General features: G+C 60.0%; 21 protein-coding genes. 14 read left to right on the plus strand and 7 right to left on the minus strand.

Going from position 1 to position 19,804, the window contains the following annotated elements:
- Positions 1 to 213: 213 nt before the first annotated feature.
- Positions 214 to 1,050: a CvfB family protein gene (locus AC07W0_RS05110; protein ID WP_028617391.1), complete on the minus strand. Its 837-nt coding sequence runs from the start codon at positions 1,048 to 1,050 to the stop codon at positions 214 to 216.
- Positions 1,051 to 1,372: 322 nt separating this feature from the next.
- On the opposite strand from AC07W0_RS05110, the gene AC07W0_RS05115 reads away from it, so the two are divergent.
- The 3 genes from AC07W0_RS05115 to AC07W0_RS05125 all read left to right on the plus strand — a co-directional run bounded on the left by AC07W0_RS05115 (position 1,373) and on the right by AC07W0_RS05125 (position 3,416).
- Positions 1,373 to 1,552, plus strand: a complete 180-nt coding sequence (locus AC07W0_RS05115; RefSeq protein ID WP_003193095.1) for a PFL_1563 family small protein — start codon at positions 1,373 to 1,375, stop codon at positions 1,550 to 1,552.
- A gap of 208 nt (positions 1,553 to 1,760) precedes the next feature.
- Positions 1,761 to 2,483, plus strand: coding sequence for a TorF family putative porin (locus tag AC07W0_RS05120; RefSeq protein ID WP_017845294.1), 723 nt, complete (start codon positions 1,761 to 1,763; stop codon positions 2,481 to 2,483).
- Between the two features lie 66 nt (positions 2,484 to 2,549).
- Positions 2,550 to 3,416 carry a DUF6279 family lipoprotein gene (locus AC07W0_RS05125; RefSeq protein WP_102617647.1) on the plus strand — a complete coding sequence of 289 codons (867 nt, stop codon included), beginning with the start codon at positions 2,550 to 2,552 and terminating at the stop codon, positions 3,414 to 3,416.
- 34 nt (positions 3,417 to 3,450) lie between these two features.
- On the opposite strand, the gene AC07W0_RS05130 is transcribed toward AC07W0_RS05125, so the two are convergent.
- Complete coding sequence (locus AC07W0_RS05130) at positions 3,451 to 3,840, minus strand: transcriptional regulator (RefSeq protein WP_102617646.1); 390 nt, start codon at positions 3,838 to 3,840, stop codon at positions 3,451 to 3,453.
- 214 nt (positions 3,841 to 4,054) lie between these two features.
- On the minus strand, positions 4,055 to 5,401 hold the full coding sequence (locus tag AC07W0_RS05135) for a DEAD/DEAH box helicase (RefSeq protein ID WP_017845291.1): 1,347 nt from the start codon (positions 5,399 to 5,401) through the stop codon (positions 4,055 to 4,057).
- A gap of 193 nt (positions 5,402 to 5,594) precedes the next feature.
- Here AC07W0_RS05135 and AC07W0_RS05140 point away from each other — a divergent pair, with 193 nt between their 5' ends.
- The 6 genes from AC07W0_RS05140 to AC07W0_RS05165 all read left to right on the plus strand — a co-directional run bounded on the left by AC07W0_RS05140 (position 5,595) and on the right by AC07W0_RS05165 (position 11,976).
- Positions 5,595 to 6,884 carry a mechanosensitive ion channel family protein gene (locus AC07W0_RS05140; RefSeq protein WP_017845290.1) on the plus strand — a complete coding sequence of 430 codons (1,290 nt, stop codon included), beginning with the start codon at positions 5,595 to 5,597 and terminating at the stop codon, positions 6,882 to 6,884.
- Positions 6,885 to 7,324: 440 nt separating this feature from the next.
- Entirely contained in the window at positions 7,325 to 8,548 is a 1,224-nt protein-coding gene (locus AC07W0_RS05145) for an iron-containing redox enzyme family protein (protein WP_256580747.1), read from the plus strand.
- Between the two features lie 12 nt (positions 8,549 to 8,560).
- The gene (locus AC07W0_RS05150) at positions 8,561 to 8,875 is read left to right on the plus strand and encodes a Rieske 2Fe-2S domain-containing protein (protein WP_017845288.1); all 315 of its coding nucleotides are present in this window, start codon (positions 8,561 to 8,563) and stop codon (positions 8,873 to 8,875) included.
- A gap of 8 nt (positions 8,876 to 8,883) precedes the next feature.
- Entirely contained in the window at positions 8,884 to 10,065 is a 1,182-nt protein-coding gene (locus AC07W0_RS05155; protein ID WP_102617644.1) for an MFS transporter, read from the plus strand.
- Between the two features lie 11 nt (positions 10,066 to 10,076).
- The gene (locus AC07W0_RS05160) at positions 10,077 to 11,294 is read left to right on the plus strand and encodes an ATP-grasp domain-containing protein (protein ID WP_102617643.1); all 1,218 of its coding nucleotides are present in this window, start codon (positions 10,077 to 10,079) and stop codon (positions 11,292 to 11,294) included.
- Between the two features lie 4 nt (positions 11,295 to 11,298).
- Positions 11,299 to 11,976: a phenylalanine--tRNA ligase beta subunit-related protein gene (locus AC07W0_RS05165; RefSeq protein WP_017845285.1), complete on the plus strand. Its 678-nt coding sequence runs from the start codon at positions 11,299 to 11,301 to the stop codon at positions 11,974 to 11,976.
- Positions 11,977 to 12,013: 37 nt separating this feature from the next.
- On the opposite strand, the gene AC07W0_RS05170 is transcribed toward AC07W0_RS05165, so the two are convergent.
- The 4 genes from AC07W0_RS05170 to AC07W0_RS05185 form a co-directional block, all read right to left on the minus strand.
- Positions 12,014 to 12,430, minus strand: a complete 417-nt coding sequence (locus tag AC07W0_RS05170) for an Lrp/AsnC family transcriptional regulator (RefSeq protein WP_017845284.1) — start codon at positions 12,428 to 12,430, stop codon at positions 12,014 to 12,016.
- A gap of 68 nt (positions 12,431 to 12,498) precedes the next feature.
- A complete protein-coding gene (locus AC07W0_RS05175) occupies positions 12,499 to 13,374 on the minus strand; it encodes a carboxylate/amino acid/amine transporter (protein WP_102617642.1) in 876 nt (291 codons plus the stop codon).
- A 202-nt stretch (positions 13,375 to 13,576) separates the two neighbouring features.
- Positions 13,577 to 14,176: an FMN-dependent NADH-azoreductase gene (locus AC07W0_RS05180; RefSeq protein WP_046489439.1), complete on the minus strand. Its 600-nt coding sequence runs from the start codon at positions 14,174 to 14,176 to the stop codon at positions 13,577 to 13,579.
- 151 nt (positions 14,177 to 14,327) lie between these two features.
- Positions 14,328 to 14,642 (minus strand): hypothetical protein, encoded by a 315-nt coding sequence (locus AC07W0_RS05185; protein ID WP_026139816.1) that lies wholly within the window; start codon positions 14,640 to 14,642, stop codon positions 14,328 to 14,330.
- A gap of 49 nt (positions 14,643 to 14,691) precedes the next feature.
- Between AC07W0_RS05185 and AC07W0_RS05190 the strand changes: the two genes are divergently transcribed.
- From AC07W0_RS05190 to aqpZ, 5 genes are all read left to right on the plus strand, one after another.
- Positions 14,692 to 15,615 carry a PA3225 family LysR-type transcriptional regulator gene (locus tag AC07W0_RS05190; protein WP_017845280.1) on the plus strand — a complete coding sequence of 308 codons (924 nt, stop codon included), beginning with the start codon at positions 14,692 to 14,694 and terminating at the stop codon, positions 15,613 to 15,615.
- A gap of 14 nt (positions 15,616 to 15,629) precedes the next feature.
- Complete coding sequence (locus AC07W0_RS05195; protein ID WP_102617641.1) at positions 15,630 to 16,433, plus strand: alpha/beta fold hydrolase; 804 nt, start codon at positions 15,630 to 15,632, stop codon at positions 16,431 to 16,433.
- A 3-nt stretch (positions 16,434 to 16,436) separates the two neighbouring features.
- The gene (locus tag AC07W0_RS05200) at positions 16,437 to 17,000 is read left to right on the plus strand and encodes a peptidylprolyl isomerase A (RefSeq protein ID WP_017845278.1); all 564 of its coding nucleotides are present in this window, start codon (positions 16,437 to 16,439) and stop codon (positions 16,998 to 17,000) included.
- A gap of 83 nt (positions 17,001 to 17,083) precedes the next feature.
- On the plus strand, positions 17,084 to 18,916 hold the full coding sequence (locus AC07W0_RS05205; RefSeq protein ID WP_046382464.1) for an ABC transporter ATP-binding protein: 1,833 nt from the start codon (positions 17,084 to 17,086) through the stop codon (positions 18,914 to 18,916).
- A gap of 176 nt (positions 18,917 to 19,092) precedes the next feature.
- A complete protein-coding gene (gene aqpZ, locus AC07W0_RS05210; RefSeq protein ID WP_046489436.1) occupies positions 19,093 to 19,794 on the plus strand; it encodes an aquaporin Z in 702 nt (233 codons plus the stop codon).
- Positions 19,795 to 19,804 lie beyond the last annotated feature (10 nt).

Consider the following 19,804-nt stretch of genomic DNA (forward strand, 5'->3'; position numbering starts at 1 on the left):
TACCGCTCAGCAACGGTGCACGCCTTAATCCTGTACACAATCACTTGCACACCCGTTGTGCACACAGGTGCCTGACTGCGCAGCAAGCGGCGCTGAGGAATGTGGCCAAGTTGCTCAGGTCATCTGCGCCGTAGGCCGACAGAACAAGGATTTACGGGGCATCGGCACAGCTTCTGTAGGAGCGATTCGCTCCTACAGAAGAGCAAACCGCACTCAGCTCAGTTCAATGCGATCGGCATGAATCACAATCTGGCCCTGCTTGTAGAGCGCACCAATGGCCTTCTTGAAGTTGCCTTTGCTGACGCCGAACAAGTTGCTGATCACCGCCGGGTCGCTTTTATCGCTGACCGGCAGGCTGCCGTTGTTTTCGCGCAACTTGGCGAGGATCTTCGAGTTGAGGCTGGAAGCCGCTTCCTGGCCGACCGGTTGCAGGCTCAGGCTGATATTGCCGTCGGCGCGGATTTCCTTGATAAAGCCCTTCTCTTCCTTGCCCGGACGCAGGAACTTGAACACTTCGTTCTTGTGGATCAGGCCCCAGTGCTTGTTGTTGATGATCGCCTTGAAGCCCATGTCCGTGGCCTCGGCCACCAGCAGGTCGACTTCCTGGCCAACCTGGTAGTTGGCGGGCGTCTTGTCCAGGTAGCGGTCAAGGCGCGCGGTGGCGGTGATGCGCTTGGTGTGCTTGTCGAGATAGACATGCACCACGCAATATTCGCCAGCGGTCAATTGACGCTTTTCTTCCGAATACGGCAGCAACAGATCCTTGGGCAAACCCCAATCGAGGAAGACACCGATGCTGTTGACTTCCACAACTTTCAAACTGGCAAATTCGCCGACTTGAACTTTTGGTTTTTCAGTGGTGGCGATAAGTTTGTCATCGCTGTCCAGGTAAATGAATACGTTAAGCCAGTCTTCATCTTCACTAGGAATATCTTTGGGGATATACCGATTAGGCAAGAGGATTTCACCGTCTTGCGCACCATCCAGGTACAAACCAAAGTTAGTGTGTTTAACCACTTGCAAGCTGTTGTAGCGCCCGACTAAAGCCATTTCCAATACCCTCATTGCGTGGGCGGCATTCTACCCGAGTTGCGTCCGGCACGCGCGCACGCCTGAAAATTCGCGGGTTCGCATGGCATTCTACTGGCACCGCCCCACTCGTCTGATCAATCGGCTGAATTCCGCCGCGCCAGCGGCGCCCGACAGACCGCGTGGTTTCGAGTTAAAACAGTAAGTTAGAGGCTTATTTCGACGACGAACTTCGCTGGTTTCAGCCAGCGCACTAAATACAAGGGGATATTTACCAAGCAATTGTCAAGCATTTCCTGTACGATGCCTGGCCAAGTTAATTTTCTACAGGTTAGTGGCCGCCATGCGCGTAAAAGCATCCAACAGCAAAGCAAAGCCAGCTCCCGCCGTCGAAACCAGCGAGTCGATCAACAGCCAGATCGCTGCGTTCCTCAAGTCCGGTGGCGAAATCCAGCAGATTGCCAAGGGCGTGAGCGGCCAGACTTTCGGCCCGTCCAAGCAGATCAGCCTGGGCAAGAAGTAAGCTGACCGCGCAACACACCTGGTCCCTAAGCGTCTTGCCAGCAAGGCGCTAGGACTAGAGCCCGAAACACCCCATTGCTTCTCCCTGCAACACAAAATCGACCAACGGGCCTCACCGCCCGGCATTCGCCGGTATGCTTGCACACGTCTAGCACGGGCATCTGCACGATTCCTTCCATTACTGCTCCTCGCTTTTCATGGAGTGAAGCATGCTCAAACCCTGTATTTTCCTGCTCGCCGCCCTCGCTGCCAGCCCTTTGGCCGAAGCGCAGATTTTCCAGCGCGAATTGGGCGACTTCGATCTGAAACTGGGCACCACGCCCAGCCGCAGCATGGCCCAGGGCCTGGTCAAGCCGACATCGCCGGGCAGCGACGCCTTCCACGGCGGCCTCGACCTGAGCCACGACAGCGGCCTGTACATCGGCCAGTTCTCACCGAACATGGGCCTGTCTTCGGCGAGCAACCTTGAAATCGACTCGTACATGGGGTTCAAACACCCCTTCGACCAGACGCTCGGCTACGAAGTGGGATTGATCCACTACAGCTATCCCTCGCTCAGCCCCCTTGACAGCCAGGAGTTCTATGGCGGCCTGAACCTGCTGGGCAATCGCTTCGGCGCGTCCTTCAGCAACGACCCCGACCGCCAGGACAGCACCCTGTTCGCCGATCTTGGCGGCACACAGCCGTTCGGCATCGGCGTCAGCATGAAGTACACCACACATCAACTGGGCAGCCCGGTCTCGGTGGACGGCGGTTCGATCCGCAGTTTCAGCGACTGGTCGGTGCAATTCTCACGGGCGTGGATGGGCGTTGACCTTGACCTGATCTACAGCGACTCCAGCCTCAACGGCGGCGACTGCTCGGCCTACTCCGGACACAATTCGCAATGCGATGGGCTGTTGACCTTGAAGGCAGCGCGGACGTTTTATTGATGGGCTGAACTGTCGCACCCAGCGCGGGTTCACATGCATTAACCCCCTCTGCGCAAGGACCCGCCCATGCTGAGCCGGCTCAAATTTCTGCTGCCATTCGTGATCCTGAGCCTGGTGCTTGGCGGCTGCAACCGCGTGGGTTTGGCCTACCGCAATCTCGACGTGATCATCCCGTGGACCCTCAGTGACTACCTGGACATGAACGCCGGGCAGAAACGCTGGTTCAACGACACCCTCCAGCAACACCTGGCCTGGCATTGCACCACGCAGTTACCGGGTTATCTGGACTGGCTCGACCGCCTGCAACAGATGGTCGACAACCATCAGGTCAGCGACAACGCCTTGCAGAGCCATACCGACGAAGCCAAACAGGCGGTGAGCGAGATCGCGCGCGCGATCACACCGTCGGCGGTCCACTTGCTGCGCGGGCTGGACGACCAGCAGGTCAAGGACATGAACGACGCCCTGGCCAAAGACCTGCGCAAACGCCAGGACGAATACCTGAAACCGCCCCTGCCGCGACAGATCCAGGCGCGTGCCGAGCGCATGAGCAAGCGCCTCCATGCGTGGATCGGGCCGCTCAGCGCCAGCCAGCAGCAACGGGTGGTGGCCTGGTCTGCGGAGCTGGGTGACCAGAACCAACAGTGGATCGACAACCGCGCCCGCTGGCAGGCGCAGTTCATCGACGCTGTGCAACAACGCCACGCCCCTGACTTTGCGCAGAAAATGCAACAATTGTTGGTGGACCGCGAACGCGCATGGACCCCGGAATATCGGCAGGCCGATGCCCAGACGGAAACAGCGGCGCGCAGCCTGATCGTGGATCTAATGGCGCAAAGCAGCGTACAACAACGCCAGAAACTGACGCACAAAATCGCGGGCGTGCGCAGCGATTTCAAGGCGCTCAAATGCCTCAACGCCGCCGCTGACTAGAACGTGGGAGCAACATCGCGCCCGCGCAGGCCCTTCAGGCAATCGCCGCCTTGGACGCCACGTCGTCGAACGTCGCCGGTTCCAGCGCATCCGCCTGCTCATCGAGCACCTGACGCGGGTGAGCGTGGCCCGGTATCGAGCTGTCGATCAACGCCAGCAATTGGGCTCCTCGTGGCGTCAGGATAAAGTTCTCACCATTACCACCCTCCTCTTCAGGCCGCGACTCGATAAACCCGCGCTTGAGCAACAGCGCCTCGTAATCCGCAGCGGTTGTTTTCAACACATCCAGATTGCCGGTGGACTCGCCCGCCATGACCTTCTCGGCGGCCTCCTGCTCGGCGTACTTACGCGGGGCAAAGCTGCCCTCGCCATTCTGCACTTCATGCAACAGCCGTTCGATCAGATCCCAGTTGTAAGTCGTCATCCTGATTCCTCCTGCGGGCCAAAAGGAAAAGCAGCCCGTTCAGAGTTGGGACACGTCTCGTCAGCGGCCGTTCAGCCGAATGGACAGGCGTCACTTCTGTGTACTTTCCAGACGTTCGCCGCCTCAACTGGGCGGAAAGAAGCTGCGGCCAAGGCAAAAAAACCGCAGGCAAAAAAAACCGGACAGCGTCCGGTTTTTTTATCGCGGCCCAGCCTTATTCGGCAGCCGGTGCTTCTGGCTTGCGGCGCTTGAGCGGCGCCATGCCGTCCTTGCTGACCAACGACAGGTTGTCGGTCTTCGGCCGGTTGGCGATCTTGCGCTTGGTCGGCGACTTGGCGCCGGCCTTCTTCTTGTCACCCTTGCCGTCGACTTTTTTCTTCTTCACGCCTACAGCCTTGCCCGAAGCCTTGACCTTCTTCGGCCCGGTGTAGGTGCCTTTGACTTCCTTGATGGTGCGGCGCTCGAACGACTGCTTGAGATAGCGCTCGATGCTCGACATCAGGTTCCAGTCGCCGTGGCAGATCAGTGAGATCGCCAGGCCATCGTTGCCGGCACGCCCGGTGCGACCGATACGGTGGACGTATTCGTCGCCGCTGCGGGGCATGTCGAAGTTGATGACCATGTCCAGGCCGTCGACGTCCAGGCCGCGCGCGGCGACGTCGGTGGCAACCAGGATCTTCACCCCGCCTTGCTTGAGGCGGTCGATTGCCAGCTTGCGGTCCTTCTGGTCTTTCTCGCCGTGCAGGACGAACGCTTTGTAGTCCTGCGCCACCAGGCGGCCGTAGATGCGATCAGCCGCAGCGCGGGTGTTGGTGAACACGATGGCCTTCTGATAGGTCTCGTTGGCCAACAGCCAGTTGAGGATCTGTTCTTTGTGGACGTTATGGTCAGCGGTGATGATCTGCTGGCGCGTGGTCGCGTTCAGGTCGCTGACATTGTTGACCTGCAGGTGCTCGGGGTTGTTCAGGACCTTGGCAACCATGTCGCGCAGGGTCGAACCGCCGGTGGTGGCGGAGAACAGCATGGTCTGCTGACGATTCACGCACTCGGCCACCAGGCGCTGCACGTCATCGGCAAAACCCATGTCGAGCATGCGGTCGGCTTCGTCGAGCACCAGCACTTCGACTTCCTTGAGGTCGAGGTTGCCGGCGTTGAGTTGCTCGATCATGCGGCCCGGGGTGCCGATGAGGATGTCCGGGACCTTGCGCAGCATGGCGGCCTGGACCTTGAAGTCTTCGCCGCCGGTGATCAGGCCGGACTTGATGAAGGTGAACTGCGAGAAACGTTCGACTTCTTTCAGGGTCTGCTGGGCCAGCTCGCGGGTCGGCAGCAAGATCAGGGTCTTGATGCTGACGCGGACTTTGGCCGGGCCGATCAGGCGGTTAAGAATAGGCAGGACGAAAGCGGCCGTCTTGCCACTCCCGGTTTGAGCCGTCACCCGCAGGTCACGCCCTTCGAGCGCGAGCGGGATGGCCGCTGCCTGCACAGGCGTAGGCTCGACAAATTTAAGCTCGGCCACGGCTTTGAGCAGGCGTTCGTGCAGGGCGAATTGGGAAAACACGGGTGCTACCTCGAAGAAATACAAAATATCAGCTGCATAGGGTAACGGTTTCGAGCGTCCAAACCGAGTTTCTTTACGCGAACAGGGCTAATCAGCTGCTTTTTTGTTAAGGCGTTTGTCTGTAACGCCAATGTAGCTGCTCTTAAATGCTCTAATCGACCGGTCTTGTCTTACAGAAGAATCGGTTTCACCCATGGATATCAAACAGCTCTGGCTCAACGTCAAAGACCTTTGGAACGCCCTCGATGAACACCCGCTGCTGCATTCCAGCCTGGGCTTGCTGGTGTTGTTGGTGGTGGCGCTGTTGCTCGGACGGGTGGCGCGTTACCTCATTCTGCATGCGGTCAAATTGCTCGGCCGGCAACCGGCCCTGCACTGGCTCAACGACCTGCGCCACAACAAAGTCTTCCACCGCCTGGCGCAGATGACGCCGTCGCTGGTGATCCAGTTCGGCCTGCACCTGGTGCCGGACCTGAGCAAGACCGCAACGCTGTTCATCGGCAACGTGGCGCTGGCGTTCACCATCCTGTTCGTGGTGCTGGCCATCAGTGCGCTGCTCAACGCCCTGCTGGACATCTATGCGCGCACCGAACATGCACGTACCCGCTCGATCAAGGGCTATGTGCAGTTGGCGAAGATGATTCTGTTCGTGTTTGCCGCGATCATCATCGTCGCCACCCTGATCGACCGCTCGCCGCTGTTGCTGCTGTCCGGCCTGGGTGCGATGTCGGCGGTTATCTTGTTGGTCTACAAGGACACCTTGCTGTCGTTCGTCGCCAGCGTGCAGTTGACCAGCAACGACATGCTGCGGGTCGGCGACTGGATCGAAATGCCCCAGGTCGGCGCGGACGGTGACGTGGTGGACATCACCTTGCACACGGTCAAGGTGCAGAACTTCGACAAGACCATCGTCTCGATTCCGACCTGGCGCCTGATGTCCGAGTCGTTCAAGAACTGGCGCGGCATGCAGGCGTCAGGCGGGCGTCGGATCAAGCGCAGCCTGTTTATCGATGCCAGCGCCGTGCGCTTCCTGCGCGACGATGAAGAAGTCCGCATGACCCAGGTCCACCTGCTCACCGACTACATCAGCCGCAAGCAGGCCGAACTCAAGGCCTGGAACGAAGCCCAGGGCCAAAGCGCGCAGTTGTCGGCCAACCGCCGGCGCATGACCAACCTCGGCACCTTCCGCGCGTATGCCCTGGCTTACCTGAAAAGCCACCCGGACATCCAGCCGAACATGACCTGCATGGTGCGTCAGATGCAAACCACCGCCCAGGGCGTGCCGCTGGAAATCTACTGCTTCACCCGCACCACGGCGTGGTCGGATTACGAGCGGATTCAAGGGGATATCTTCGACTACCTGCTGGCGGTGCTGCCGGAATTCGGCTTGAGCCTGTATCAACAGCCGAGCGGCACGGACCTGCGCAGCGGGCTGTTCGCAATGACGCAGAACACCACGACCGCCCAAGCGCTGGAGCGCTGACAAGGCAGACGGCGCGGGGCTCGCGTGCCCCTCGCCGGTCGAATCACCACACGCCCCCGCGCCCAATCAGGCCTTGCGCTACAGGCCAGGCCAACTCGGTAAATAGCCGAGGAACATGTCTAGTTGCCGCACGCGGCAAAATCAAACCGACGCCGCAACTAAGAAAACTCTACCTATACGTTTAGTGAATTTCACTATTCAGGCACCCGGTTTTTAATCTGTTTTTAGAAAAACCAAAGCTATAGCATCTGGCCATCGAACAACTCTGTGAGAAGGCGTTACTTATGTTATGGACAACTAAGCTTTCAGATGATGCGGCACACTTTGTATTAAGTTCGGATGCGGAAGCATTGACTCATTACTGCGGTGCAACTGCCTTTTCTCAACCTCGCGACTTTTATACCGACAGCCCCTACCAGCGGCCTTCAAGGCCGCAGGACGTGACCGATTCGATTATCAGCAGTTGCCTGACAAGCGAGCAACTCTCACACAGCCAGCATCTTTTGGCGCAACGTTTATTATTGAATATCTATGAGCAAGACTTGGTCTTTTTACCCAAGCCGCCCATGGCGCTGGACCTCAAGGTATTCAAGGACTTTTATGACCCATTGCATGCCGCGTCGGGTAAAAAGATTCGTCCGTTATTGGAGCACTACCTCTACAACTGGCTCAAGGAAGAGGTGCACATCAACGGCCCCTGGTGCCTGGACGCCTTTGTCGCCCACACCGACAAGGTCTTGGACGATGTGGCCCGCTCCGATTCAAAACTCCATGAAGTCCTGACCACCAGCCGCCATCCCGAACGTGCCGCGCGGTTCTTCATGACGCAATGCGCCGGCGACTTCCTCAGTGAAGCCTCGGCCATGGCGCGCAATGTGCTGGGCAACAGCGGCGTGTACACCAGCGAGCTGTTCAAGATCCTGATCGACGAATACGGCTACGGCATCGACAAGAAAAAGCACAGCACCATTTTTGAAGACATGCTCAAAGACATGGACATGTCCCCTCACGTGCATCACTACTGGCAGTTCTATACCCCGGCCTCGCTGTCGCTCACCAACTACTTCCACTACGTGTCGGCCAACCATGGCGAGCTGTTCCGCTATATCGGCGCCATGTACTACACCGAAGCCACGCTGGCCCTGACCACCCAGCATCAGTCGCGCGCCATCAAGACCATCTTCAACGGCACGGTCTCCACCGAATACTTCGACGAGCACTCACACATCGATGTGCATCACGGAAGAATGGCCCTGCAACGCCTGATCCTGCCGATGATCAAGCAGTTCGGCAACGCGATCATCCCCGACCTTATCCGCGGTTTCGAGGAGTTCCGCTTACTGCAGGACATCGCCGACGAAGAGCTGTATGCCCATATCAAGTGGCATGACGAGTTGGACGAACACCGTGCCCAAGCCAGCGCCCTCCAAGGCCGCAAGCCGGTGGACCTGACGATCACCGAGCCTGAACACGAGCTTTCGGTGCTGCATACCCACCCCAACGACGAGCTGTTCTGGGTCGAGTCCGGCGAGCTGGATTTCGTCGCCAGCCCCGAACTGAGCGTGCGCCTCAAGGCCGGGGAAGGCGTGGTGATTCCCAAGGGCATGCTGCATGGCACCCGCGTCGTCAGCCCGTCCTGCACTTACACCGTCACGGCCATTTGAGGACGCCGCCCCATGAAAGCCATCAGCCTGAACCTCAGCCATACCCACTATGTGGCGGTGGAAGGGAAAACCTACTTTCTCAAGCGCCATGCACATTCGACTCAACTGCTGCCGACCGCCTGCCCCCATCGCGGCGGCCCGCTGCACATGGGGGAAGTGACGGGTGACGGGCAAAGCGTGATCTGCCCCTGGCACGACAACGCCTACAAGGTCTGCAACCTGGAAAAGAAGTCGCTGCCCACCGTTCGCGTCAGAAACCAGATCAGCACCGTCATTGGTGACACCGAGCGGTGCGTGCCTCTCCTTAAACTCTCTCGTTACGACTGATGGTGCCCATGAATAATAAATCGACCCTTGCTGCGTTTTACTCGATCGTGACCCTCTTCACCGGCCTGGACATGGCGATTGTGATTGCCATGGTCTGGTTCGGCCTGGAGACCACCGGCTCGACCTTCCTGGTGGGCGCCACCTTATGCGTGGCGACCGTGGTGCCGTATCTGTGCGAGCAGTACATCGGCCGGTTCTTCACCATTGAACTGAGCATGAAACGGCTGTTGTACATTCGCCTGACCGCGTTCGCCGCCGTGCTGGGGCTGTCGTTTACCGACGCGGCGCTGTTGCCGATCGGTTTCCTGGCGATTGCCTTCGTGGTGGGGGTCACCGACTACTTCACCATCAGTACCCTGGAATCGAAAAACACCAAGCTGGTGCTGGCCGGGCTGACCAACAGCGACACCTCGGCGCGCTTGATGCAAACCTCCATCCAGATCGGGGCCTTTGGCGGTGCGCTGCTGGGCGGGGTGATTGTGGATGTGTTCACGGTCAACCAGACCCTGCAGATCATCAGCCTGGGGGCGATCCTGTCGTTGGCGGCGATTCTTTTTGTCGCGGCCACGCCCACCGCCGACGCCACCGAGCAAGTCGCCGACACCCACACGGCGCAGTCTCTACAGTTGCCGCGCAACCTGTACATCCTGATCATCGTGTTGAGCATGATCGGCTTCCATATCGGCGCCTTCAACAGCCTGGTGCCGATCGTGTTCCAGAAGCTCAACGAATGGAACGCCACCCTGTTTGGCGTCGCCAGCGGCCTGGCGGGCCTCGGTGCGTTCAGTGCCGCGGTGCTGCCACGGATCAAGCTCAACAGCTACAGCGCGATCCTGCTGGTGATCCTGGCCGACGTGGCAATCGTCTATTTCCATAACCTCTACGTGATGATGGGCGCCGCTTTCCTGCTGGGTTTCTGCATCAACAGCCTGCGCATCCAATTGCGTAAAACCCTGATCGAGTCGGCGCCCAACGCACGGATCGCCGACGTGATCGCCGCCAAAAGCTCGCTCTACTACCTGCTGGTCAGTGGCTCGGCGCCGATGATCCTGACGTTCTTCACCACCACAGGCTTCCTCGGCCTCGAAGGTGCGCGCGTGCTGATGATCGTCTCCGCCGCGCTGTTGGCCGCTGCCGTACTGGCGTGGAACCTCACCCCTGCCGTCGCGGCCACCGCCACCACAAAATAGGAGTACCTGCTTTGGAAACCGTACTGATCGTTGACCCGTTCTCCACAGGTAAACTCTACGCGCCCTTGCTCAAGGCTCAGGGCGTGAGGTGCTTTGCCGTGATTTCCACCGACAGCTTGCCCGCGCATTTCACCGATGACCTGATCAGGGAAAACTTCGAGGCGGTCTACCACTGGGAAGAGGGTTTGCTGGAGATCCTCGAACCGCTGTCACTGAGCGCCGTGATCGCCGGTTGCGAAACCGCGATCTACCTGACCGACTACCTCACCGAAGTCCTGCGCGTTCCCGGTAACAGCCGCGTCACCAGCGACCTGCGTCGCAACAAGTTCTCCATGCAGCACGCCCTGAAAAAACACGGGCTGGCGAACATCGAATCGCAACTGCTGAGCTCACCGACGCGCATTGCAGAGGTGGTTGCCACGCTGGACGACAAGACCACCTACGTGGTCAAGCCGCTCAATTCCGCCGCCACCGAAGGCGTGGTGTTTGCCCACGGCCGGGCCGGCGTCAAGAGTTCCTTGGACACTGCGGCCTGGCAGCGCAAAAACGACCTGGGGGAAATCAACCTCGGTTTCATCGTGCAGCCGTTCGTGTCGGGCCCGGAATATGTGGTGGATATGGTCGCCTTTGACGGCGTGTACATCATTGCCTCGGTGTGCAGGTACACCAAGGTCCAGAGAAACGGCAGCATGTTTGTCTACGAAAGCCTGGACACCCTCGACCCCCGCGCCGAAGACCTGCAACCGCTGACCGACTATGCCCGCCAGGCGGCCGCGGCGCTGAGCATCGAGGTCGGCCCGATTCATATGGAGATCATCTGGTCTGCCCACGGCCCGGTGATGATTGAAGCCGGCGGCCGCTTGCATGGCGGCATCGCACCGCTGCTGTTTCAACAGGTGTATCACCCGGATTTGCTCTCGCTGGCCATCGACAGCTACCTCGGCCGCCCACGCCCGCGCGCCGATGCGGTCAGCCAGATCAGCCACGGTCGGATCGGGTTCTTCTGCTCCGACGAACAACGTACCTTCGCCGCGCCCTCGCCGCAGGCCCTGCAGAGCGTAATGGAGGACGAGGCCTATTGCGGCCACCGCTACTTCATCCGCCCGGGCGACACCACGCCGGTCACGATCGACTTCGCCACCTGCCCGGGGCTGTTCTGGCTGCAACACCTCTCGGCGCCGCAACTGGACATCAGCAGCGCCAATCTACGTAAACAGCTGTGGTGTTAAGACCATGAAAAGTCGTTTGATCATCCGAAAGTCAGCCAGTGATCTGGGCATCAACAACGCGTGCGCGGCGGTTATCGAAGACATTACCGTGTCGGACGACCAGAGCTTCGTCAGTGTCCTGCAAAGCAACCTGAATCACGTTGCGTCCCACCTCAACGAGCTGGACTCCAACGTCATTTACGAAGGCTTTGCCAAGCAACTCAAGAAGCTCGGCTACGAAAACACCGTGAGCGCCAACGAGAAACTGTTGCGGCGCTTCATCGCCAAGGGCGTATACCCCATCAACAACATCGTCGATGCCTATAACGCCGTGGCGATCCGGCATGGGGTCAGCATCGGCGTACACACCTACCATCGGCGGGATGACATCTACGTCATGCGCTCGGAGGCCCCCAGGGCTTTCCGCCCGCTGTTCGCCAAGAAGGAGATTACGATTCCAGCGGGCGATATCGTCTATACCTGCGGTGACGTGCCCCTGGCGAGTATCGGCAAGGTCGACGCCGACGCCCATGACTTCAGGCTGACGAAGGACTCGTCGAGCCTGCTGGTGGTGGTGCTGGGGCACGACGATACGCCGTTGGCCTTCAACCAGGCCGTCATCGAAGAGTTCGTCGACACCCTGCGCCAGCGAATGCCGGCCTTGAGTCACCACTTTCTCGAGACCGTACACGATCACGCCTGAGGCTGGAACCGCATAGCCGCTGCCAGAACAGCAGCGGCTACCGCCAGGCCTTGAGCACCGGGTTGACCACCACCTCGCGCACATGCTCGATCTTCAGCAGGTTGTCCTTGAACACCATCAGCTCTTCAAAGTTGCGGTATTTGACCTCGAGCATCATGTCGACGTCGCCGAACAGCGAATAAGCCTGAACCACTTCACGGAACTGGTAGATCTTCGGAAACACCAGGTGGCAGTTGCTGCCATTGAGCGTGAGCATCAAAAACGCCGATTGCTGGGCTTCTTCATCGGCGGCGACGTTGATGGTGAAGCCGAGGATAATGCCCTTCTCGATCAGTTTCTGAACCCGCGATTCCACGGCGGTTCGCGACTTGTGAACTTGTCGCGCCAGCTGCGCCAGGCTGACCCGGGAGTCGTCCTTCAAGGCAGCAATGATCTGTTCGTCAACCTTGTCCACTCTGCCGCCCCCACACTTTTCTCTTCTATAACAGACTTTCATTCCCGCTCACGCCTGCCCTGGGCCTATCACCTCGCAGACTGTACGCCAGGCCCGGGCTTTATGCCCAACCGACTGATCCACACTGCCGCCAGAATCACCAAGCCGCCCAGGGCCAGGCGGCCCAACGGCTCGTGCTGGTTCCAGATCAACAGGTTCAATAACAGCCCCACCGGCACATGCAGGTTGTTCATCACCGCCAGGGTCCCGCCGTTGACCAGGCACGCGCCCTTGTTCCACCAGTACATGCCCAGGGCCGTGCTGACCAGCCCGAGGAACACCAGCACGCCCCATTGCAGCGGCGCTTCGGGGAGGAAATCAGCCTTGCCGAACACCAGGAATGCCGGCAACACCACCAGCAGCGCACCGAGGTAGAAATAACCGAAGCGCCGGTAGTGCGGCAGATCACTGGGGTAGCGCGCCACCAACTGCTTGTACATGACTTGCCCGGCGGCGTAGGTGAAGTTGGCCAGTTGCAGCAGCAGGAAGCCCCCAAGGAAGTGTGGGGTGACTTGATCGAAGCGGATGACCGCCGCACCCACCACCGCGACCAGCGCGGCGACCAGGGCCCAGGGGTTGAAGCGTCGGTTGAGGGCGTCTTCGATCAGGGTCACATGCAGCGGCGTGAGGATAGTGAACAGCAGCACCTCGGGCACCGTGAGCACGCGAAAGCTCAGGTACAGGCAAACGTAGGTCACGCCAAATTGCAGCGCACCGATGACCAGCATGCCGCGCATGAAGGTCGGCTGCACCGAGCGCCAGCGCGTCAGCGGAATGAACACCAGCCCGGCCAGCAGCACGCGCACCAGCACCGCGAAGTAGCTGTCGACGTGACCGGCAAGGTATTCGCCGATCAAGCTGAAGGAAAATGCCTGTATCAGGGTGACAACCAGTAAGTAGCCCATGCACGCCTCGTATCGAATGGGCGGGACATTAAAGGTTTTCGGCGGCTCACGAAACTCGGCGCAAAAAAAACCCGACCTCGCGATAGCGGCAGTCGGGCAGGAGCACTCAGGAGCAACAAGTGCAAAGGGAGGTTTTTACGCGGACTTGAAGGGTTTGCGTGGTGAGATATAAACACCGCGCGATTATGTGACGATTAAAGGATCACGCGACTTGCGCCAGCAACGCCTTGGCGTGGTTGATGCCTTTTTCCTGGAAGTCGCCGCTCAGGTTCACCCCTTCGGCGTGAATGAACGTCACGTCATGAATCCCGATGAATGCCATCACCTGACGCAGGTAAGGTTCCTGGTGATCGGAGCTTGCGCCGGTGTGAATCCCGCCCCGGGCGGTGAGCACGATGGCCCGCTTACCGATCAACAGCCCCTGGGGGCCGGTGGCGGTGTACTTGAAGCTCACACCTGCACGCAACACATGATCCAGCCAGGCTTTGAGGGTGCTGGGGATGGCGAAGTTGTACATCGGCGCCGCCATCACCAACACGTCGGCGGCGAGCAATTCATCGGTCAAGGTGTTGGAGCGATCCAGGGATGCCTGTTCGCTGGCGCTGCGCTGATCCGCCGGTTTCATCCAACCGCCGAGCAGGTTGGCGTCCAGGTGCGGAAGCGGGTTGAGCGCCACGTCGCGCACGGTGATCTGATCCGCCGGGTGCGCAGCCTGCCATTGGCTGATGAACTGCCGGGTCAGTTGGCGGGAGATCGAATCCTGCTGGCGGGCGCTGCTTTCGATGATCAGTACGTTGGACATGGCTGCGTAGGCTCCATCTGTAATTGCTGTAAGTCGATGGAGAAAAGATTAACCAGAGCCAATTCGATAAAAAAGCGCAAAAAACTGCTACAACCCATCTAGAAATTTGTTTATAAGCGGAGTATTGCTGTAGGCATGCTCCGCTGTCGCTTTATTTCGGTGCACATTCCAGTGCGATACGCATCTTGATGATCGCGCGGTTGAACTTGACGGTGGTGTTGGTGCTTTTGCCCGCCGGCACGCTGACAGTACGGCGACGGGGTGATTCCGGGCCGTTGGTGAAAGTCACCGAACACAGCGCGTCGCGCGTGCCGTAGTTGTTCAGTTGGATCGAACTGATGTCACCGTCCACGTCGGACGCGGTGTAATCCACGCTCACGCCGTCGATCTTTTTTGTCACATCGATGGGGTAGGCAAACGCACTGAGCGGCAGCAGTGCCAGCACCACACAACACAATTTTCTCATTCGGCAGTCTCCAATAAGGACTGTCAGCTTAGGACAAGAGGAGCTCATCTTGAAAGCGCCCCGCGTTACCCTCGATCAATGGCGCACGCTGCAAGCCGTGGTCGACCATGGCGGCTTTGCCCAGGCGGCCGAAGCGCTGCACCGTTCGCAGTCCTCGGTGAGCTACACCGTGGCCCGCATGCAAGACCAGCTCGGGGTGCCGCTGCTGCGCATCGACGGGCGCAAGGCCGTGCTCACCGACGCCGGCGAAGTGCTGTTACGCCGCTCCCGGCAGTTGGTGAAAAACGCCAGCCAACTCGAAGACCTCGCCCACCATATGGAACAGGGCTGGGAAGCCGAAGTACGCCTGGTGGTCGATGCCGCCTACCCGAATGCACGCTTGGTGCGCGCCCTGACCGCCTTTATGCCGCAAAGCCGCGGCTGCCGCGTGCGCCTGCGCGAAGAGGTGTTGTCGGGGGTTGAAGAGCTGTTGATCGAAGGCGTGGCCGACCTGGCGATCAGCAGCTTCAACATCCCCGGCTATCTCGGCACCGAGATGAGCAACGTGGAGTTTGTCGCCGTCGCTCACCCCGAGCATGCCTTGCACCGCATGAACCGCGAACTGAGCTTCCAGGACCTGGAAAGCCAGATGCAAGTGGTGATCCGCGACTCCGGGCGCCAGCAGCCGCGCGATGTCGGCTGGCTCGGCGCCGAACAGCGCTGGACCGTCGGCAGCCTCGCCACAGCCGCCAGTTTCGTCGGCAGCGGCCTGGGCTTTGCCTGGTTGCCCCGGCACATGATCGAGCGCGAACTCGCCGAAGGCGTGCTCAAGCAGCTACCCTTGGAGCAGGGTGGCAGCCGTCACCCTACGTTCTACCTGTACTCGAACAAGGACAAACCCTTGGGGCCAGCGACGCAGATCCTCGTGGAGCTGCTGCGCACATTTGACACCGCCCCCCTGGATGCGCCTTTCGCCGCACCGCAGCAAGCCTGAAACGGAGTTCATGCATGGCCTGGTTCGAACATGAAGGGTGCAGCCTGCATTACGAGGAATATGGTCACGGCACCCCGCTGATTCTGATCCACGGCCTGGGCTCCAGCAGCCAGGATTGGGAACTGCAGATTCCGGTGCTGGCCCGGCATTACCGCCTGATCGTGGTGGATGTGCGCGGCCACGGGCGCTCCGACAAACCCCGGGAGCGCTACAGCATCAAAGGTTTCACCCTCGACCTGATCGCCCTGATCGAACACCTGGACCTGCCCGCCGCGCACGTGGTGGGCTTGTCCATGGGCGGCATGATCGCGTTTCAACTGGCGGTGGACGAACCGGCGCGAGTCAAGAGCCTGTGCATCGTCAACAGCGCGCCCGAGGTCAAGGTGCGCAGCGCCGACGATTACTGGCAATGGGCCAAGCGCTGGACCCTGGCACGCGTCCTCAGCCTGGCCACCATCGGCAAGGCCCTGGGCGACCGGCTGTTTCCCAAACCGCAGCAAGCCGACCTGCGCCGCAAGATGGCCGAGCGCTGGGCAAAAAACGACAAACGTGCTTATCTCGCCAGCTTCGATGCAATTGTGGGCTGGGGCGTGCAGGAACGACTTTACAGAATTACCTGTCCAACCCTGGTCATCAGCGCCGACCACGACTACACCCCTGTGGCGCACAAAGAAATCTATGTAAAACTGCTGCCCGATGCGCGGCTGGTGGTCATCGAAGATTCCCGCCATGCCACACCCTTGGATCAACCCGATGTCTTTAACGCTACCCTGCTCGATTTTCTAAAGACAGTCGAAACCACTACCCAGGATCACTGACCCATGCTGAAAAAAATCGCCTTCTTTGCCGGTTCCGTTCTGTTCGCTGCCAACCTGATGGCCGCCGAGCCCGCCAAGGCGCCCCACGTATTGATCTCCACCACCAACGGCGACATTGAAATCGAACTGGACCCGGTCAAGGCGCCGATCAGTAGCAAGAACTTCCTGGCCTACGTCGACAAGGGCTTCTACACCAACACGATTTTCCACCGTGTGATCCCGGGCTTCATGGTCCAGGGCGGCGGGTTCACTGCGCAGATGGCGCAAAAAGACACCAACCCACCGATCAAGAACGAAGCCAGCAACGGCCTGCATAACGTGCGTGGCACGCTGTCGATGGCCCGCACCTCGAACCCGGATTCGGCCACCAGCCAATTCTTCATCAACGTCGCGGACAATGCCTTCCTCGATCCAGGCCGCGATGCCGGTTATGCCGTGTTCGCCAAAGTGGTCAAAGGCATGGACGTGGTCGACATCATCGTCAACTCGCAGACCACCACCAAACAAGGCATGCAGAACGTGCCAATCGATCCTGTCCTGATCAAGTCGGCCAAGCGCATCGACTGAGGTCCGCAGGTAGTTCCGCGCGGCGCTCACAAGGCGTCGCGCGCCTTTGAACAGGAGAGCCCGCCGGGCGGGCGTCAACCCTAATGCTCTATCGTCGTTTCGAACAACTGATCGATATTTTCCGCGACGCGCCCAGCGCCGCCCCTCCCGATAAAGTCCTGCCCTTCTACCTCTACTACCTGCGTCAGGTGTGGCCGTGTTTCGCCGCGCTGTTGGTGGTGGGCCTGATCGGCGCACTGATCGAAGTCGCGCTGTTCAGCTACCTGAGCCGCATCATCGACCTGGCCCAGGGCACACCGCCCGCGAACTTTTTCCAGATCCACAGCACCGAGCTGATCTGGATGGGCGTGGTCGCCCTGCTGCTGCGCCCGATCTTCGGCGCCCTGCATGACCTGCTGGTCCACCAGACCATCAGCCCCGGCATGACCAGCCTGATCCGTTGGCAAAACCACAGCTACGTGCTCAAGCAGAGCCTGAATTTCTTCCAGAACGACTTCGCCGGGCGCATCGCCCAGCGCATCATGCAAACCGGCAACTCCCTGCGCGATTCCGCCGTGGCGGCCGTGGATGCGATCTGGCACGTGGCGATCTACGCCATCAGTTCCCTGGTGCTGTTTGCCGAGGCCGACTGGCGCCTGATGATCCCGCTGGTGACCTGGATCGTCTGCTACAGCCTGGCATTGCGCTACTTCGTGCCGCGGGTGAAAGCGCGTTCGGTGATTTCCTCCGAAGCGCGCTCCAAGTTGATGGGCCGCATCGTCGATGGCTACACCAACATCACCACCTTGAAGCTGTTCGCGCATACCCAATCCGAGCAGGAATACGCCAAGGAAGCGATCATCGAGCAGACCGAAAAAACCCAGTTGGCCAGCCGCGTGGTGACCAGCATGGACGTGGTGATCACCACCATGAACGGCCTGCTGATCGTCACCACCACCGGCCTGGCCCTGTGGTTGTGGACCCATTCGCTGATTTCCGTGGGCGCGATTGCCCTGGCGACCGGCCTGGTGATTCGCATCGTCAACATGTCCGGCTGGATCATGTGGGTGGTCAATGGCATTTTCGAAAACATCGGCATGGTGCAGGACGGCCTGAAAACCATCGCCCAGCCGCTGGCCGTGGTCGACCGCGACAACGCTCCACGCCTGACCGTACCCCATGGCGAAGTGCGCTTCGAGCAGGTGGATTTCCACTACGGCAAGAAGAGCGGGATCATTGGCGGCCTGAACCTGACCATCGAGGCCGGTGAAAAAATCGGCCTGATCGGCCCCTCCGGCGCAGGCAAATCGACCCTGGTCAACCTGCTGCTGCGCCTGTACGACCTGCAAGGCGGGCGCATCCTGATCGACGGCCAGAACATCGCCGAGGTCGCCCAGGAAAGCCTGCGCGAACAGATCGGCATGATCACCCAGGACACGTCGCTGCTGCACCGTTCGATCCGCGAAAACCTGTTGTATGGCAAGCCGGACGCCAGCGACGAAGAACTCTGGGCGGCCATACGCAAGGCGCGTGCCGATGAGTTCATCCCGCAGCTGTCGGACGCCGAAGGCCGCACCGGGCTGGATGCCCATGTGGGCGAGCGCGGCGTGAAACTGTCCGGCGGGCAACGCCAGCGCATCGCCATCGCGCGGGTGCTGCTCAAGGATGCGCCGATCCTGATCATGGACGAAGCCACCTCGGCGCTGGATTCGGAAGTCGAAGCGGCGATCCAGGAAAGCCTGGAAACCCTGATGCAAGGCAAGACGGTGATTGCGATTGCGCACCGCTTGTCGACCATTGCGCGGATGGACCGCCTGGTGGTGCTGGAGAAAGGCCAGATCGCCGAGACCGGCAGCCATGCCCAGTTGCTCGCCCACGGCGGGCTGTATGCGCGGCTGTGGCAGCACCAGACCGGAGGCTTCGTCGGCATCGACTGAAACTGCCGGGCCTATACAACTCAAAAGGTGGGAGGGGCTTGCTCCCACATGGGTGTCCTGGATTTGTGCCGCAACCGTGCTGTACTCAGTGCAGTGCCAAGACGGGCGCTGAAGTAAATCGCAGGGAGCATCACTGATTTACTGATTCGGTAGAGCGATCTATCAAGGACGGGTACATGTCTTTGTTCAAGCGTTCAGTCACAGAAGGTTTAGGTACGTTTTGGCTGGTGCTGGGCGGTTGCGGGAGTGCGGTGTTGGCCGCGGCGTTTCCCGCAGTCGGCATCGGGTTGTTGGGGGTGGCCCTGGCCTTCGGGCTCACGGTACTGACCATGGCGGTCGCCATCGGGCACATCAGCGGTTGTCACCTCAACCCGGCGGTATCGGTGGGGCTGGTCGTGGGCGGCAGGTTTCCGGCCAGGGAGTTACCGGCGTACATCGTTGCCCAGGTCATTGGCGGCATTATCGCCGCTGCGCTGTTGTATGTGATCGCCAGCGGCAAACCGGGGTTCGAACTGGCGTCAGGCCTGGCCTCCAACGGCTATGGCGAGCATTCGCCTGGCGGCTATTCAATGGCAGCGGGGTTTGTCTGTGAGCTGGTGATGACAGCAATGTTCGTGCTGATCATCCTCGGCGCCACCGACCCGCGTGCCCCGAAGGGCCTCGCCCCCATCGCTATCGGCCTGGCGCTGACCTTGATCCACCTGATCTCGATTCCCGTGACCAACACCTCGGTCAACCCAGCCCGCAGTACGGGACCGGCGCTGATCGTGGGCGGGTGGGCGATCCAGCAATTGTGGATGTTCTGGCTCGCGCCGATCCTCGGCGCGGTGATCGGCGGCGTGGCCTATCGATGGTTGGGCAAGGAGGAGCCGGCCTGAGGCAAAACGG

The organism is Pseudomonas sp. GW704-F2, from assembly GCF_059423025.1.